Origin of the sequence: Pseudoclavibacter sp. RFBJ3, from assembly GCF_002931375.1 — a bacterium.
In the GTDB taxonomy this organism is placed as follows: Bacteria; Actinomycetota; Actinomycetes; order Actinomycetales; family Microbacteriaceae; genus Pseudoclavibacter.
Genome location: NZ_PSXZ01000016.1, coordinates 43,318 through 57,679, shown reverse-complemented (window position 1 = coordinate 57,679; position 14,362 = coordinate 43,318). Strand labels below are relative to the sequence as shown.

The window sequence follows — 14,362 nt, the reverse complement described above, 5'->3', positions numbered from 1 at the left end:
GGCTGCGGCGACTCAGCCAACCCTTCAGCAGACGTCGCTGGAGTTCCAACCGCGGATGAACCCGCACGTCAGATCTGCGCATCACCCAACCTGACGAGGATGCTAGGGACGAGTGGGGCCCTAAACGGGAGTCGACCGGCTGGCACCACATAGGAATCGAGAGGGCCTTCGGCCTGTTCGGCCTCCAGCCCTCCCGATGTTCAACCCGGCGTGGGGACTCCCCAGCCCCTTCGCGACCCCAGCCGCGATCACCGGGCCGTATTACGAGCTGATGTGCAGCTCGAGTCTTGGTCAGCAGCCCACGCTGAGAAGGTCCCAATCAAGCGTTGCTGAGTCGTCTGCTGAGTTCAGACCGCCCGATCCGGTGTTGGCAGAGAGAATGTTGCGGACGGAGGCTCCGGGCAACGTGACGCTCGCATTGAGCAAATAACCGATGCCTGCCGTACCGCCTGCGCCTAAGTTCGTCACGGTAATGGTCCGACTACGGGTCATAGTGAAATCAACTCGGGTGCCACCGAGACCATTAGAAGCGCGACCCGTTTCCTGGTAGCTCGAACTGGTGAGGCTACCGCTATACGCCGTCGCCGTCGCATTGCTGCTGAGCGAGCTGATGATGCCAGCAACAAAGTACAGACCGAGGTTGGTGGTACCAATCAACTGGGCCGCAGCGCGCTGTGCCCCCTCCGCAAAAAGGAAATTGTATGAGCCGGAGTACACGATCGACTGCGTGAACGTGAGCGTGGCAGGTGGCAGTGTGTTGGTCGTCTCCGCGATCCGGAATCCTGGGAGAAGATCTAGCCCCGCAATCCCAACCAGACATCCTTGTCCAATTGCGATATTCCACCGCTCTGAAGCAGCAGCAAACGGGGCCGCCACTGCCGTCGCGATAATTGGAGCGGACCAGGCCGCTCCCTTGATGATCTTTCTGCGTGAGGGACCAATAGAATTGTGGTTTTCGGACATATCTTCCTCAAGTAAGTGAAACCGCTTGAGGTGATCAAAACACTCAACATCAAACTAACCCAGCGTCCACCCCATCATCGCTAGTTACTTTGGGGTAAGGCTCAAGGATTCCGAGCTGCATCAGCGCGAATCGGAGAGAATCAAGATTCCGGGCCGGCGTTGCACCAATCTTCCCCCGGATGTTGGAAACATGATTTCTCACAGTATTGACACTTATGCCAAGAGCAGCAGCAGCCGACACGGTCGAAGCACCAGGGGTGAACAGAGCGTCGACCACCCGTTGCTCAGCTGGCGTGAGAGAAACGCCCTCTGCACGCCTCGGGGCTGCCCACATGAGACCTGGCTCCGACACCTCAGCCGGCCGCCCATCCAATGCCCTGCGGATCGAATCGAGCAGCTCTGAGACGCCAGAACCTCTGGTATAGAAAGCACTAGCGCCGGCGAGCACTCCCATCTCCTCGACATTCCCTGCGTCTCGACGGACGCAGAGAATCACTTTACTTCCCCGTGACGCAACAGCTCGAATAAAGCGGGGCAACGTGTTCATAGGAACAAAATCTTGGTCTATGACAACGAAGCGGGGGGACTCCGCGACAACGAGGTTTAGCGCATGATTCGCGTCAGACGACAGCATAGGAGACCGAAGAAAAGGTGCTCGTCGAATCGTGGCCTGACTAATCAGCGCGCCATCTAAAGAGTAGGGAACACAAATGAGCCACGGCAAGCCAGGTCCCGACGCTCCAGTCGTCTGTCTGCGTGCGCTTTTCGAAGGGTGCAAGTGAACCTCAATTTCAAACATGAACGGAAGTGTCTCACGTGACTCACATAGAAGTTATTGATGACACTTTCTTTCTTTGGGATGGAATCCGTCATGCCTCCGAGTCAGCAGCAGAATGGTCCATCGGGATCCAGACCCGTTCGTGGATGGATTTCTCCGGAACGCGCGCGTCAGATGCCGACTTGGTGATCGTCTCGGCAGAGCTCGTAGATCACGTGCCTGTCGTACTGAAAGCGCGCGCGATCCTTCGCCTCGGCACCCAAGTCGGCGTACTCATCAACACCCAACCGAGCGCCGTGACGAGGCGGCTGGAACAGGAAGGAACAAGCTTCGTGGCCGGCAGGAAAAACACGTCGTGGCAGCGACTCATCGAGTACATCGACACCGCATCGAGTGGTGCAGCCGGTCAGTATCGGGGAATCCCAGGGGCACTCTCTGACCGAGAGCTTCAGGTCGCCGCTCTTTTCGCGAGTCGTGCTGCCCCGACCTGTCGACAGATCGGGGACCTGCTCGGCCTCCATGGGGATACCGTGCGAACACACCTAAAGTTGGCCCGTCGCAGGCTCTCGCAGGCGGGGCGAGTAGCCTCGTCGCGTGAGGACCTGCGGGCCGCCCTCTTGCTCGAGGGATATCTCGTAGAAGAGTTCTAACCGAGAGCACTCGCGCAGTCATAGCTTCAAGCTGACGTCCTGCGAGGCGGGATGCAGCGAACGCGTGTCGATGCAGGCCGACATGCGTAGACAGCTCACGTAGTACAGTGCTCCCTTCTGAGACAGTGACGCCCGCTCGCTTCATTTCGGGCTTCCAGGCATGTATTCGCTCATTCTTGAGCCTGTGGAGTGCGTCGACTGGCGTTAGGCGGCCGGGACGCGTTCGCTGATGAGCGGGAGCGAATACCCCGAAGTACCTACTCGGGTCGAATCGGTTGAGTTGGAGCTGGACACGGCCGCGGGCTCGCACAGCCCAATCCCCAGCAGAGAGTCCCGTGATGAGCTGCCGCGTGATTGACATCATGAATGAGTTCCCCCCCCCTATTTACTCGTCCAGTGGATCCTGCTCATGCTGGCAGTAGGTAGTGCAGTTACCTCAACGTAACCAACGCCCCCACATGCGGGCGCTGAGTCCAATATTTCAATCCCACCCCCGGATCTTCCAGACGCGCGTCGCGGATATACCGCCAACACTTGGATGGCTGGGTCCGTCGTAGCTCTCGGCGACGGCTACTCGGAATCGCCGAGACGACTCCGTGACATCTCTCAAGATTCCGATTTCGGCCCCTTGGGGCTCGATTCCGATGACGCCCCCGCTCGTGCCACCACACTGGGGACCTCTCGGGATCTCAAAGCGCTTGAATAACACGGCGTTGAAGCGAATGTCACGTACACCGACCTGAGATCGACGAGGCCCCAAATCCCCGAGGTCGGGAATACACAGGAGACGTACCTCGAGGAGATCACCGACATTGCACCGATCGCGGCGCAGATCGCCCACTTCGTCAACGCTAAGCACATCAAAGAACGGTTCAACGTCGGCCTGCAAGGAAAGGTATGGCTATGATCTCAAATATCGCAACATTCATCGACCAGGTTCTCGCCAAAAACGACGCGTCGACGTCAACTGCGGCGAAGGCCATTGATCTGACCGGTCAGCACGCAGGTTTTGGGCGACCAGGAGCCGCTGGCCATTCGCTGGCTGCTGCCCTCGAGACCTTCTTCCGGGCCGGGGGGGGGCAGCGTTCATGAGCCCGCTTTGACATCCCGAAGTGCTCCCCTTCTCCGGAGCACGTTCTGCGACTGGCGCGGAACGACGACCCGGCCTAGGTCATGAGGTCGCCAAGAATGCGAACCTCGCCGCCGAGGACACAGTCGTCATCTTCTCGAACAGCGGCGTGAATCCGTACCCAGTTGAGATCGCCGAAGTCGCGAACGACCGTGGGGCCACAGTCACCGCCTTCGCCTCACTCCACGCCACGGAGTCAGCCCCACGACGATCAAGATGCACGCTCGCATCACTCGCGGACATTGTCATCGACACGGCAGTGCCGCCAGGTGACGTGAGCTCGCCCCCAAACCCACCCGTCACCTCCCCCGTATAGCGTCGCAAATACCGCCCTCTGGGTGACCGTACTACGAAAGGCCTACGACCTGGACTTAGAGCTGCCCTCTGGTGAAGCGCAAACGTTGATGGCAACGACACACACAACGCCGAGCTAGTGACAAGGTTCCAAGAACGAGTCATGGCGGTGTGAGGGACATTGGCTCGAGATGCCTCACACCTAAATCGGACGCTGCCTAGGTAGGCTCGCTAGCCCCCCTGGCTACTCAGCCGGGGCGGGCTCGCTTTCAGAGAATTCGTGCCAAACTAGACGCCCATCTGCGCCAGCCATTCTGTAACCGAGCGAGGCATGATGCCGAGGCGCCGCTGCGCGCTCGTCGCTTCGTCGATGATCTCATCGGGCTGCGAGGCACGCCATTTGTAGGATTCGACGACCGGCCCGGCACCAGGACCGATGAGGAGGTTGAGGTCCCTGCCGAAATCGTCCGGGTCGTTGCTCTCGAAGTTGACCGGCTGTCCGAGGTACGCTGCGAAGCCCTGGGCAAGATCCTCGCCGAGCAGACCTGGGAGGGCTCCGATGCTCACGGTGCCGGTGACCGTGCTGTCCTGCAGCAGCCCGACGACGACGTCAGCGACGTCGAGGTGAGAGCTCCAGGAAACCGCGTAGTCAGCGCGGAGGGGGTAGCTGAGAACTCCGCGCTCCTTCACCGGTCCGACGACAAACGGCAAGAGGAGGTTCTCGAGATAGAGGCGGGGCTGCACGACAGCGGTCGAGATCCCCGCTTCCTCTAGCCTGCGCACCAGCACAGCGAGCGCACTCTGCGGATCTTCGAGGGTGTAGCCGCTGGTGGAGACCACGACGCGTGCGGGGCGGGATGCTTCGGCGGCGACGGCGACGGCGGTTGCCACAGCGAGCTGTTCTGCGGGTGACCCGATGGGCAGGTGAATGAAGAGGCCGTCGATGTCGCGGTAGGCAGTGGTCAGTGAGGCGGTGTCGGCGAAGTCGACGGCCGCTGCCACTCCTGGGCCGGAATAGGAGCTCGGCGTGCGGACAGCAGCGGTGACATCGAGGCCGGCTGCGGTGAGGGCTGCGACGACGGGGGCGCCCTGGGCGCCCGTGGCGCCGTGAATCAAATAGGTCATGTACCTATTAGTGCAGGGCATGCATCGGTTACGTCAAGTGCACTAAGGTAACGACTCATCCCGTAGCGAAGGTCATTCAGACTTCGCCACACGAGCATCAAGCCAAGAGAACTTGCGCGAGAGTCATGAACGCGACCCCGAGAATGAGGCCCGCGAACGACCTCTGCAGCACCTTGTTGCTGACACGCTTCGCCAGAAGCGCGGCAAGGAATGAGGCCACCATCGCCGGCACGACGAATGCGAGCACGACAAGCCAGTCGGGGCTCGAAGTGCCTGCATGCGCGGCAATTCCCGCGATCGAGTTGATCATCGCGACGACCAATGACGTGCCCACCGCGAGGCGCATGGGAAGACCCAGAAGGAAGACGAGCGCCGGGACGGTGATAAATCCGCCGCCGACGCCGAGCAGACCAGTTAAGAACCCGACCAGGAGCCCCACGGCTAGGGCACGTACGACCCAGAACTTCGGACGCTCATCGATGCCGTCCACTTTCGGTTTGCCACGAAACATCTGGACCGCCGACGCGATCATGAGCACAGCAAACATGAGCAGCAAGAGGTCGTCCGGGACGAGGCGCCCAACCAGAGTTCCGCCAAGCGCCGCGACTGCACCTGCTCCAGCCACGGGGAGCACCATCTTCCAGTCGACTCCATCCCGAACCCTCGGCGCCAGAGCAGCAATCGGGCCAAGAGCGCCGAGCACGAGGGACGTTGACACGGCTGTCGAGACCGGTAGGCCAACGAGATAGACCAGCGCCGGAACGGTCAGAATACCCCCGCCCGCACCGAGGAAGCCGGTCAGGGCTCCGATGATGAACCCGAGGATGAGGATGAGGATGAGCATCTTGGCCACTTTCTTGGCGTGTACATGAGACGTCCACCCAACGCAGATGGGCGATGCCGATAACTGACCGCGCGCACGGTCGGTTCATGGATGAGAAAAAGGTCGACCCGCCTGCACATGCTGCAAGTTACGGCGCGACTTCCCAGGATCTGCGGAGTCCCGCAACATACTCGCGAACGCAACCGACCATGTCGATCTGTTCATCGACGAGCCACCGTTGCTGAATTCCATCGAGTACCGCGACAGTGTTACCGACGAGAAGCTCCGTTGGTGCGTCCTTGCGGACTACCCCCACACGCTTTCCGTGCTCGAGGGCATCACCAAGCCACCTCTGGGCGCTGGTGTAGTGAGCGCGCAACCACGCGTGGGCGGGATGATCAGCTTCGGTCGCCTCGGCCGCGACACGGACGAAGACGCCCACCCATTCGGGACGCGTGGAGTTCCGCGCCGACACCGAGACGAGAGCTTCAAACGCATCCCAGCCGAGTGGGACTGTGCCATCTCCGAAGAGGAACGCGTTGTCATCCTCTTCACGCTGCTCGAGGATGGCAGCGAGGAGCGCAACCTTCGACGGGAAATGATGAAGGAGCCCCGACTGTGAGATTCCGCTGGCCGCAGCCACCTCTGCGATAGACATCTTGTTGAAACCAACTGCCGCGATCTGGTCTACCGCTACGCCAATGATCTGCTTCTGAGTTTCCGCAGCCGATCGTCGTGTTCGCCGAGGTCGAGCCTCAGCGGCATATCTTGGTGGAAACGACAAAGATCCTTCTTTCGAGGCTGGGTTTGTGTCAACGCGCGATGTTGAGACGGTCCGATCAGATCCTAACTCGGACGTCTCCAAGGCTTCGCCCGATGAGGAAGACCCCATCCTGCAACGGAACCCACGTCTGGTTCTCCGTATCCCAGCTTCGCTGCAGCCGCGGATCACAGACCACTCGGACTGTGATCGATTCGCCGGCTCCGATGGAAGCCTGCCCCCAGCCGATGAGACGGACTGGCTCATCCGGGCGATCGGGTTCGAAGTACACCTGGACGGTCTCCTGCCCGGCGCAACACCCGGTGTTGGCAATGTCGACCTCCACTTCCAGCACGCCCTCGACGTTCGACCTGGCGACTACGGCGCGCGAGTAGTGCCACGTCGTCAGTCCGAGTCCGTGCCCAAACCAGAAGGCAGGTTCTTCTCCGCGATCGAACCAGCCGCGGTATCCGATGGAGGTGCCTTCGGCGTACTCCAGAATTCCCCTTCGTGGTGTGGTGTTCCAGGCAGGTCCGTGTTGGTGGGGCCCCGGGAAGGTCGTGACCAGTCGCCCTTCGGGCAGAACATCCCCGAGCAGTGCCGCGGCGACAGCATCCCCAGCTTCCTGCCCTGGCAGTCCGGTGAACAACACGGCGTCGACGTCTCTGAGCCATGGCATGAGCACCGGTGTTGCAGCGTTGACGACGACGACGGTCCGAGTTGCGACGCTGGCGACAGCCGCCACCAGCGCATCCTGTTCCCCTGGAAGCGACAGCGAAGCCTTATCCTCCCCTTCGGTCTCCTGATCCGGAGTCAGCCCGACAACGACCACTGCTACGTCCGCGTTTCGCGCGGCGGTCGCGGCGGCAGCGATGGCCGATGCCGGGGATCGCGTCGCTTCGTTGACGACCAACCCGAGGATGCGGGGCAGCTCGTCGCGTTCAACGGTGGCGGTGATCAGCTGACCTGGCTCCACATGCACAGGGCTCGACGAGCTCTTCGGGCGGAAGAATCCGCCGCCTGGACCCGGGTGATAATCGATCCGAAGATCACGGCGATGAGCGCCGACCTCGAGCCGCCAGTTGCCGGGGCCCCGCGCGCCGATCTGCATCGTTCGCCCGTGCGTGATCGTCAAGCGGGCGCTGAGTTGAATCGAGGCAGCCTGCTCGAGCCATCCGATCTGACTGTCTTCCAGTTCAGCAACCTCAAGGTGGCGACTTTCTAGTACCTCACCCGCGGTGTTGAGCGCGCGGGCGCGCACCCCGGGCTCCCCGGTCTCGGGGTCGCACACTAGGGAGGTGGAAGCGGCGGGTAGCACTTGGCGTGTTTCGACGCCGTCCGTGAATGTCATCCGATCTGCCCCCAGCCGTGACGTAAGTCCGTCGACAACGGAAACGATGTGTGGCGCACGCACCTGAGCCGACCCACCGCCCTGACCGATGGTGTCTGATGCATGTCGCCCGATCAAGGCAATGCTGGTGTCCGGGGAGAGCGGCAGCGTCTGTCGCTCGTTTTTGAGGACGACCATGCCGCGAGCGGCAAGGCGCATCAGCTGCGCGCGCCGACTCGGACTCGTAGGTGCGTTCATGCCGGTTAGCCAGTCGCGGCCGCTGTCCAGAGCCCCGACCCTCCACGCGAGCCGCAGGAGTCGACGCACGTGTTCGTCGATGGTCGCCTCTGCGACGACACCCGAACGCACTTCGCGCTCGAGCTCTGCGGTCCAGGGGGTCTCGGGTCCAGGCATGACGAGGTCGAGTCCCGCATTTGCGCTCTCCGCGGCCGTCTTGGTCGCATACCAGTCCGACATAACAAGACCGTCATACCCCCATTGGTCTTTGACGACTTCAGTGAGGAGCTGGTGGTGTTCCGTCGATGCCACTCCGTTGACGTTGTTGTATGCCGCCATCAGCGTCCACGGGTTCGAGTCCTGCACAGCGATCTCGAAAGGCGTCAGATACACCTCCCTGAGCGCTTTGTCCGAGATGCGGACGTCGACGGTCGTGCGCTCTGTCTCCGATTCATTTCCGAGGAAATGCTTGGCACTCGCACCGATCCCGCGTTCCTGGAGCGCCGAAATGTAGGCGCTTGCCAGATGGCCCGTGAGCAGGGGGTCTTCACTGAAGGCTTCGAAGAGGCGCCCCCCGAGTGGAGAACGGTGGAGGTTGATGGTCGGCCCGAGAACGACGTGCGTGTGCTGAGCCTCGGCCTCGTCAGCAAGCACCCCCCCGGCCTCAGCGAGCGCAGCTCTACTCCACGTCTGCGCGAGGAGGCTTGCGTTTGGGAGGAGACAGCTTTCCCGCCCACCCACGACGACCTCCCCTCGAACCCCGGTGGGCCCATCAGAGAGGACCACTGGGCGGAGGCCGATGCTCTCGTCACCGTGGAGTGAGAAGGAATCTGCTCCCGAGAGGAGCCTGATCTTGGATTCGAGGCTCAACAACCGCAGGCGTTCCTCGATGAGCTCATCGAGCTGTCCGGCCGATGGGGTCTCTTGAGCATGTCTGTTCATCATCTACCTCACGCTTCGGACGGGAACGATTAGGAGTGCGCCAACAAGCGCGATCCCTGCGGCTACCATGAGCATCGCGTCGTAGTTAGCGCCGTTGCTCAGCCCGATGATCCAAGCTGCGAGAGCGGGGGCGATCACCTGTGGTCCTGCCATCGCGATGTTGAAGACGCCGAGGTCTTTTGCCGTCTCCTCCGGATCCGGGAGAACGTCGAGGACAAGCGCGAGGTCGACAGCTACGTAGGCACCGAACCCAACGCCAATAATCGCTTCGGCGACGTAGAACATCGTCGGCCCGGTCGTCTGTGTCAGCAAGATCGTGCCGAGAACGAAGATGAGCGCCGAAACGACGATGAAGACCTTGCGTCGCCCCAGCTTGTCTGAAAGCCATCCGGCGACCTGACCGCTCACAACGAGCGCAACCGTGAACACGAGAACTCCGGTCGCCATGATCTGGACCGCCTCAGTAGGCTCCAGGTCCATCTCGTGCTGAATCCACAGGAGTCGAAAAGTGGTGAACATGAAGTTGGCCAGAACAACGAGGAAACGAGACCACCACGCGAGTCCGAAGTCAGGGTTCTTGATGGGGTTCACCCAGAAGGTCTTGAGGACCACCTTCCATCCCTCTCCCTGCCTCGCCGGAAACGGCCGAGGCTGGTCTGGCAAGAGGAGCGCATAGAAGAGAACGAGGATGAAGCCGATCACACCAGGCACGAGGAAGAGCAGCAGCAGATCGCTGGAGAACAGCTGAGCGGCGTAGGCCGCGCCGAGCGTGGCTGCTTGCTGAGCGATGCCGATCGCACCGGCGACTTTCCCTCGCTGCGATGAGGGCAACTGGTCCGCAATAGACGCTGTGTGCGCGGCCACCGCCGCATTGGCGGTGATCTGCGCGAGAATCCAGCCGATTCCAACAGCCATGGCGCTAGGCGCCAACGCCATGACCAACAACGAGACGAGCAGGCCCGTCATGCCCAGAATCATCCAGGGGCGACGACGACCGAACCGACTCATGGTCCTGTCACTAATGCGACCGAAGACCGGGTCGAAGAAGAGGGCGGAGAAGGCGCCGATCGAGGTGATGAGGCCCAGCATCGGAACGACCTCCGCTTGGGGCATTAATGACTGCAGCTTCAGCACCAGGGCGGCCGAGATGACCGTCGAAAGCGGAAGCATGAGGCCCAAGCGGGCAGCGATCATAGTCGCGACGACGCCGGGACGTGCCTTGACGGTTGGTATGGCAAACGTCGGGGGATGCTCTGTGCTGTTCACAGCTGTGTTGTCGGTCATCGATTGCTCCTCATTGAGATCTATACAAACCGCGCGCTCGGTCTGTATGACAGTAGCCGAAGGGGTCGCAACCGACAAGCTTGGATGTTCCGCTAGGCAGAACCCCTTTGATCGAAGGCCACGCGAGCCTCAAGTACCTCGCTGATGTGCGCTTCGGCCCACAGGCCGAGGGCAAGAAGCGGAGCGCGGAGGGTCTGGCCCAGAGGGGTGAGTTCATACTCAACACGCGGTGGCATCTCGTTGTACGCGGTGCGGGTCACGATCCCGTCGCGTTCCAGATCTCGAAGCGTTGTTGTCAGCACCTTGCCCGTGATGCCTTCGACGAGTTCTCGGATCTCACCGAAGCGCGCTGGTCCATCACTGAGAGCAATCACGATCATCGCGGTCCACTTGTTCGCGATCTTCGCCAGGGAAGTTCTGGACGGACAAGTCGCGAGCATGACGTTCCAAGTGGGTGGATTGGGTTCCATGATTCTCCTTAGTTACCTTGAGGTAACAGGTTTCCGAATGTAACTATGTGAGCGTATCCCACTCAGAACCTGACCAAAGGAGCACCATGACCAACACCCCAGCAGCAGTCGCAGCCACGTACTTCGACGCCCTCGGCCGAGGAGATTTTCCAACCGTCATGGCACAGTTCAGTGACGCCGTCGTCTGGAACCAGCCGGGCGCCAATCAGTTCTCCGGAACACACCACGGCGTCGATGGAGTCGGAGCACTTCTCGGCGGCATGATGGAAGCCAGCCAGGGCACCTTCCAACTCGCCGTCACGGGACCCGCCATGGTCAACGGTGAGCTCGTAGCTGTGCCTGTTCGCTTCACGGGCCAGCGCGCAGGCACCTCCATGGACATGGCCGGCATCGACCTCCTCACGGTCCGTGACGGGAAGATCATCGAAGCGCACCTGTTCTCCGAAGATGGCGTGAACGAAGACCTTTTCTGGGGTCAGAAGTAGCGCTAGCATCCCTCGCCGAGCCGCGCCCCAGGGGTACAGAAGTGTGCCTTGGGCGCGGTTCGGTCGTTCTTCCATCGGCAGGACTACTCAGTTGCTGCAGTGCTCTGATGGCGCCGAATGCACTAATAAGCGCATGTTGCCCCTATGACCTTCTCCGAGTCGACTGGCCCGAATGCGGAATCGCGCGCTTCCTGACGTTGCTCGATGACCCTTGGGCGACCCTCATCGTGCGCGAGCTGCTTACTGGGTCGGCTCGTTTCACTGAGCTAGGCACCGCACTCCCCTGGGATAAGTGCGCACACACTCTCGAACCGGCTTCGCCGCTTCGAGACATACGGGCTCGTCACTAGGACTGCGTATGCCGAGGTCCCTCCGCGAGTCGTGTATGAACTGACCGAGGTCGGGCAGGAGCTCCAAGGAGTCCTGGACGCCATGAACGCCTGGGTGATCAGAGTTCCGAACATCACGAGCGAGGATTCCGTGCCGATCTTGGTGTCCTGCAGCTCAGCAGGTGAGCGAGCCTCGGTCAGCGCTTAGGGATTCCTCGAGAACCGAGCGAGGTATCGACCCGTCACGCTGTCGGGGTTCTCCGAGACTCCCTCCGGGCTCCCCGTGGCGACGATGCGGCCTCCCGCGGTCCCGCCACCAGGGCCCAGATCGATGACATGGTCCGCGTTCGCGATCATGTCGAGGTCGTGCTCGATGATGATGACCGTCGCGCCAGTGCTCAACAGGCGATCGATCACGGCCAGCAGCACTCTTGTGTCCAGCGGATGCAGCCCCACCGACGGCTCGTCGAGGATGAAGAGGGTGCTCGTGTGCTTACGACCGAGTTCTGTGGCGAGCTTGAGGCGTTGAGCCTCCCCACCAGAGAGAGCCGGTGTGTCCTCCCCCAGCGTCAGATATCCGAGGCCGAGTTCGACCAGAGTCTGCAGCTTCTTGGCGATCCGGGGATGGTCCGCGAGCAGTTCAGCGGCGTCGGCTACTGTGGCAGATAGTAGTTCAGGCAGGCTATTCGTTGCCGTTCCCGTCGGGATCCGGATGATATCGGCAGCCGGCCTGTAGCGAGTCCCGTGGCAGTCCGGGCAAGGGATGTCGACATCCGGCAGGAACTGCACATCGAGCACGATCTGGCCAGTGCCCTCGCAACGGGGACACTTCAACGAACCCGTGTTGTAAGAAAAGTCTCCCGCCTTCAGGTCCTCTTCGCGTGCGATGGGCGTCGACGCGAAGAGGCGACGAAGATCGTCGAGCACACCGCTGTAGGTCGCAACGGTCGATCGCACGTTGGCGCCGATCGGTGTCGCGTCGACGACATTGGCGCTCGTCAAACCAGCAGCGTCAATGCTGCGGACATGCGGAGGGAACTCCGTGCCCTCGTGCGCGGCGGTGATAGCCGGAACCAGACTGTCGAGAACCAGGGTGGTCTTGCCAGAGCCGGACATGCCGGTCACCGCCGTGAGCCGCCCCTTCGGGATGCTGACCTCGAGAGGGCGGACGGTGTGTACGGCGGAGGTCGCAAGCCGCACCGCCCCGTCGGCGAACACCTCCGCCGAGTGTTTCCGCACCCTCGTGACGATCTCAGCCCGGCCGGACAGGAACTCTCCGATCAGCGAGACCGGATCGGCTGCGATCGTGGAGATCGTGCCCTGTGCAAGCACCGTTCCCCCAGCAGCACCCGAACCTGGCCCGATCTCGATCATCCAGTCAGCTTCACGCAGCACCTGCACGTCGTGATCCACGAGGACAACGGAGTTACCGTCTCGGAGGAGATCTCGCATCACCCCGATGAGACCGTCGATGTTCGCGGGATGCAGGCCGATGGACGGTTCGTCGAGGACATAGAGCACCCCGGTTGTCTCGTTGCGCACGGCGCGAGCGAGTTGCACACGCTGACGCTCGCCCGTCGACAGCGTCGAGCTGGCCCGATCAAGCGTCAGGTACCCCAGCCCCAGCTGCACCAGCCGCTGTCCCATCTCCGCGAACTGCCCGGCTATGAGCGATGCCATGGGACGAAGCTCCAAGTCCACCGAGTTCGGGATCGTCGAAACCCAAGAGAGGACTTCCTCGAGGTTCTTCTGAGCCGCCTGGGCGAGGTTGATGCCGTCGACCTCGCTGCCCAGCGCCTTGTCCGAGAGGCGACTGCCGTGGCAGGCAGTGCATCCGTACGTCGTGATGAATCGGCTCACTCGGGTGAGCCCGGCCTCGCTGCTCGCGTTGTTGATCGCTTCCCGCACCGCCTGCCTCGCACTGCGGTAGGTGAAGTCGAGGTCAAAGAGCTTCCCCGACTTCGAGGGAACCCTGATCTCTCGTTTGACGGCCTCGCCGTCCACCACGATCTGTCGTTCCTGCTCCGTCAGCTCGCGGTACGGCACGTCGATGCGCACCCCGAGCTCGGCGACGACCTGAGGCATCACGGCGAGCCCGAACATCCCCCACGGCGCGACTGCGCCACCCTCGATCGTCTTCGACGCGTCGGGGACGAGGGCCGCGTCATCGACGTCGCGCACAGTGCCAGTGCCGGTACATACCGGGCAGGCTCCATCGGAGTTGAATGCGAGGGACTCTGCACCCGGTGGATAGAAGATGGCCCCGCATTCGGGGCAAACCAGGTCTTTGTTCGCCGCCACGTCAATGGTGGGTGCGAGACGGTGCCCGTTCGGGCACACGTGCGAACCGAGGCGGGAGAACATCACGCGCAGCACGTTCAGGAGCTCCGTGGATGTGCCGAACGTCGATCGCACACCGGGCATGCTCGGGCGTTGCCGCAGCGCCAAAGCGGCCGGCACATGATGCACGGAATCAACCGTGGCACGCGTCGCATGCGACATGCGACGCCGCGTGTACGTCGAGAGCGCTTCGACGTACCGGCGTGACCCCTCGGCGTAGAGCACGCCGAGGGCGAGCGACGACTTCCCCGACCCGGAAACCCCCGCGATCGCAACGAGCTGCCCGAGCGGCACATCCACATCGACGTTCTTCAGGTTGTGGACCCGCGCGCCGCGCACCTTGATCGAAGTCGGTTGATACTCGCTCATTGTGTTACCTCCTAGAAGTCCCGCAGGATCACGCGAACACGTGGCCGAACCTAC

The 14,362-nt window shown here is 61.9% G+C and carries 14 protein-coding genes; 5 read left to right on the top strand and 9 right to left on the bottom strand.

Annotated elements, in window-relative coordinates; genetic code table 11:
• Positions 1–291 precede the first annotated feature (291 nt).
• From C5E07_RS19255 to C5E07_RS19245, 3 genes are all read right to left on the bottom strand, one after another.
• A complete protein-coding gene (locus C5E07_RS19255; protein ID WP_146080628.1) occupies positions 292–963 on the bottom strand; it encodes a hypothetical protein in 672 nt (223 codons plus the stop codon).
• A 49-nt stretch (positions 964–1,012) separates the two neighbouring features.
• A complete protein-coding gene (locus C5E07_RS20015) occupies positions 1,013–1,297 on the bottom strand; it encodes a LuxR C-terminal-related transcriptional regulator (protein ID WP_374953208.1) in 285 nt (94 codons plus the stop codon).
• Between the two features lie 614 nt (positions 1,298–1,911).
• Positions 1,912–2,262 (bottom strand): hypothetical protein, encoded by a 351-nt coding sequence (locus tag C5E07_RS19245; RefSeq protein WP_146080626.1) that lies wholly within the window; start codon positions 2,260–2,262, stop codon positions 1,912–1,914.
• A gap of 1,026 nt (positions 2,263–3,288) precedes the next feature.
• Here C5E07_RS19245 and C5E07_RS19240 point away from each other — a divergent pair.
• Both C5E07_RS19240 and C5E07_RS20010 read left to right on the top strand, forming a co-directional pair.
• A complete protein-coding gene (locus tag C5E07_RS19240) occupies positions 3,289–3,483 on the top strand; it encodes a hypothetical protein (protein WP_146080625.1) in 195 nt (64 codons plus the stop codon).
• A gap of 20 nt (positions 3,484–3,503) precedes the next feature.
• Positions 3,504–3,836, top strand: a complete 333-nt coding sequence (locus C5E07_RS20010; RefSeq protein ID WP_104300758.1) for an SIS domain-containing protein — start codon at positions 3,504–3,506, stop codon at positions 3,834–3,836.
• 266 nt (positions 3,837–4,102) lie between these two features.
• Here the strand turns inward: C5E07_RS20010 and C5E07_RS16460 are convergent, their stop codons facing one another.
• Both C5E07_RS16460 and C5E07_RS16455 read right to left on the bottom strand, forming a co-directional pair.
• Complete coding sequence (locus C5E07_RS16460; protein WP_104300756.1) at positions 4,103–4,939, bottom strand: SDR family oxidoreductase; 837 nt, start codon at positions 4,937–4,939, stop codon at positions 4,103–4,105.
• Positions 4,940–5,036: 97 nt separating this feature from the next.
• Positions 5,037–5,783, bottom strand: a complete 747-nt coding sequence (locus C5E07_RS16455) for a sulfite exporter TauE/SafE family protein (protein WP_104300754.1) — start codon at positions 5,781–5,783, stop codon at positions 5,037–5,039.
• A gap of 217 nt (positions 5,784–6,000) precedes the next feature.
• On the opposite strand from C5E07_RS16455, the gene C5E07_RS19855 reads away from it, so the two are divergent.
• The gene (locus tag C5E07_RS19855; RefSeq protein ID WP_258064006.1) at positions 6,001–6,384 is read left to right on the top strand and encodes a hypothetical protein; all 384 of its coding nucleotides are present in this window, start codon (positions 6,001–6,003) and stop codon (positions 6,382–6,384) included.
• 217 nt (positions 6,385–6,601) lie between these two features.
• On the opposite strand, the gene C5E07_RS16445 is transcribed toward C5E07_RS19855, so the two are convergent.
• The 3 genes from C5E07_RS16445 to C5E07_RS16435 all read right to left on the bottom strand — a co-directional run bounded on the left by C5E07_RS16445 (position 6,602) and on the right by C5E07_RS16435 (position 10,785).
• Entirely contained in the window at positions 6,602–9,034 is a 2,433-nt protein-coding gene (locus tag C5E07_RS16445; protein WP_219820033.1) for a beta-glucosidase, read from the bottom strand.
• On the bottom strand, positions 9,035–10,315 hold the full coding sequence (locus C5E07_RS16440; RefSeq protein ID WP_104300750.1) for an MFS transporter: 1,281 nt from the start codon (positions 10,313–10,315) through the stop codon (positions 9,035–9,037).
• A 92-nt stretch (positions 10,316–10,407) separates the two neighbouring features.
• Positions 10,408–10,785 (bottom strand): helix-turn-helix domain-containing protein, encoded by a 378-nt coding sequence (locus tag C5E07_RS16435; RefSeq protein ID WP_104300748.1) that lies wholly within the window; start codon positions 10,783–10,785, stop codon positions 10,408–10,410.
• An 86-nt stretch (positions 10,786–10,871) separates the two neighbouring features.
• Between C5E07_RS16435 and C5E07_RS16430 the strand changes: the two genes are divergently transcribed.
• Entirely contained in the window at positions 10,872–11,270 is a 399-nt protein-coding gene (locus tag C5E07_RS16430) for a nuclear transport factor 2 family protein (protein ID WP_104300746.1), read from the top strand.
• A 288-nt stretch (positions 11,271–11,558) separates the two neighbouring features.
• Entirely contained in the window at positions 11,559–11,807 is a 249-nt protein-coding gene (locus tag C5E07_RS19850) for a helix-turn-helix domain-containing protein (RefSeq protein WP_258064013.1), read from the top strand.
• On the opposite strand, the gene C5E07_RS16420 is transcribed toward C5E07_RS19850, so the two are convergent.
• Entirely contained in the window at positions 11,804–14,308 is a 2,505-nt protein-coding gene (locus C5E07_RS16420; RefSeq protein WP_104300744.1) for an excinuclease ABC subunit A, read from the bottom strand. The two genes, C5E07_RS19850 and C5E07_RS16420, sit on opposite strands and share 4 nt — an antisense overlap.
• Between the last annotated feature and the right edge of the window lie 54 nt (positions 14,309–14,362).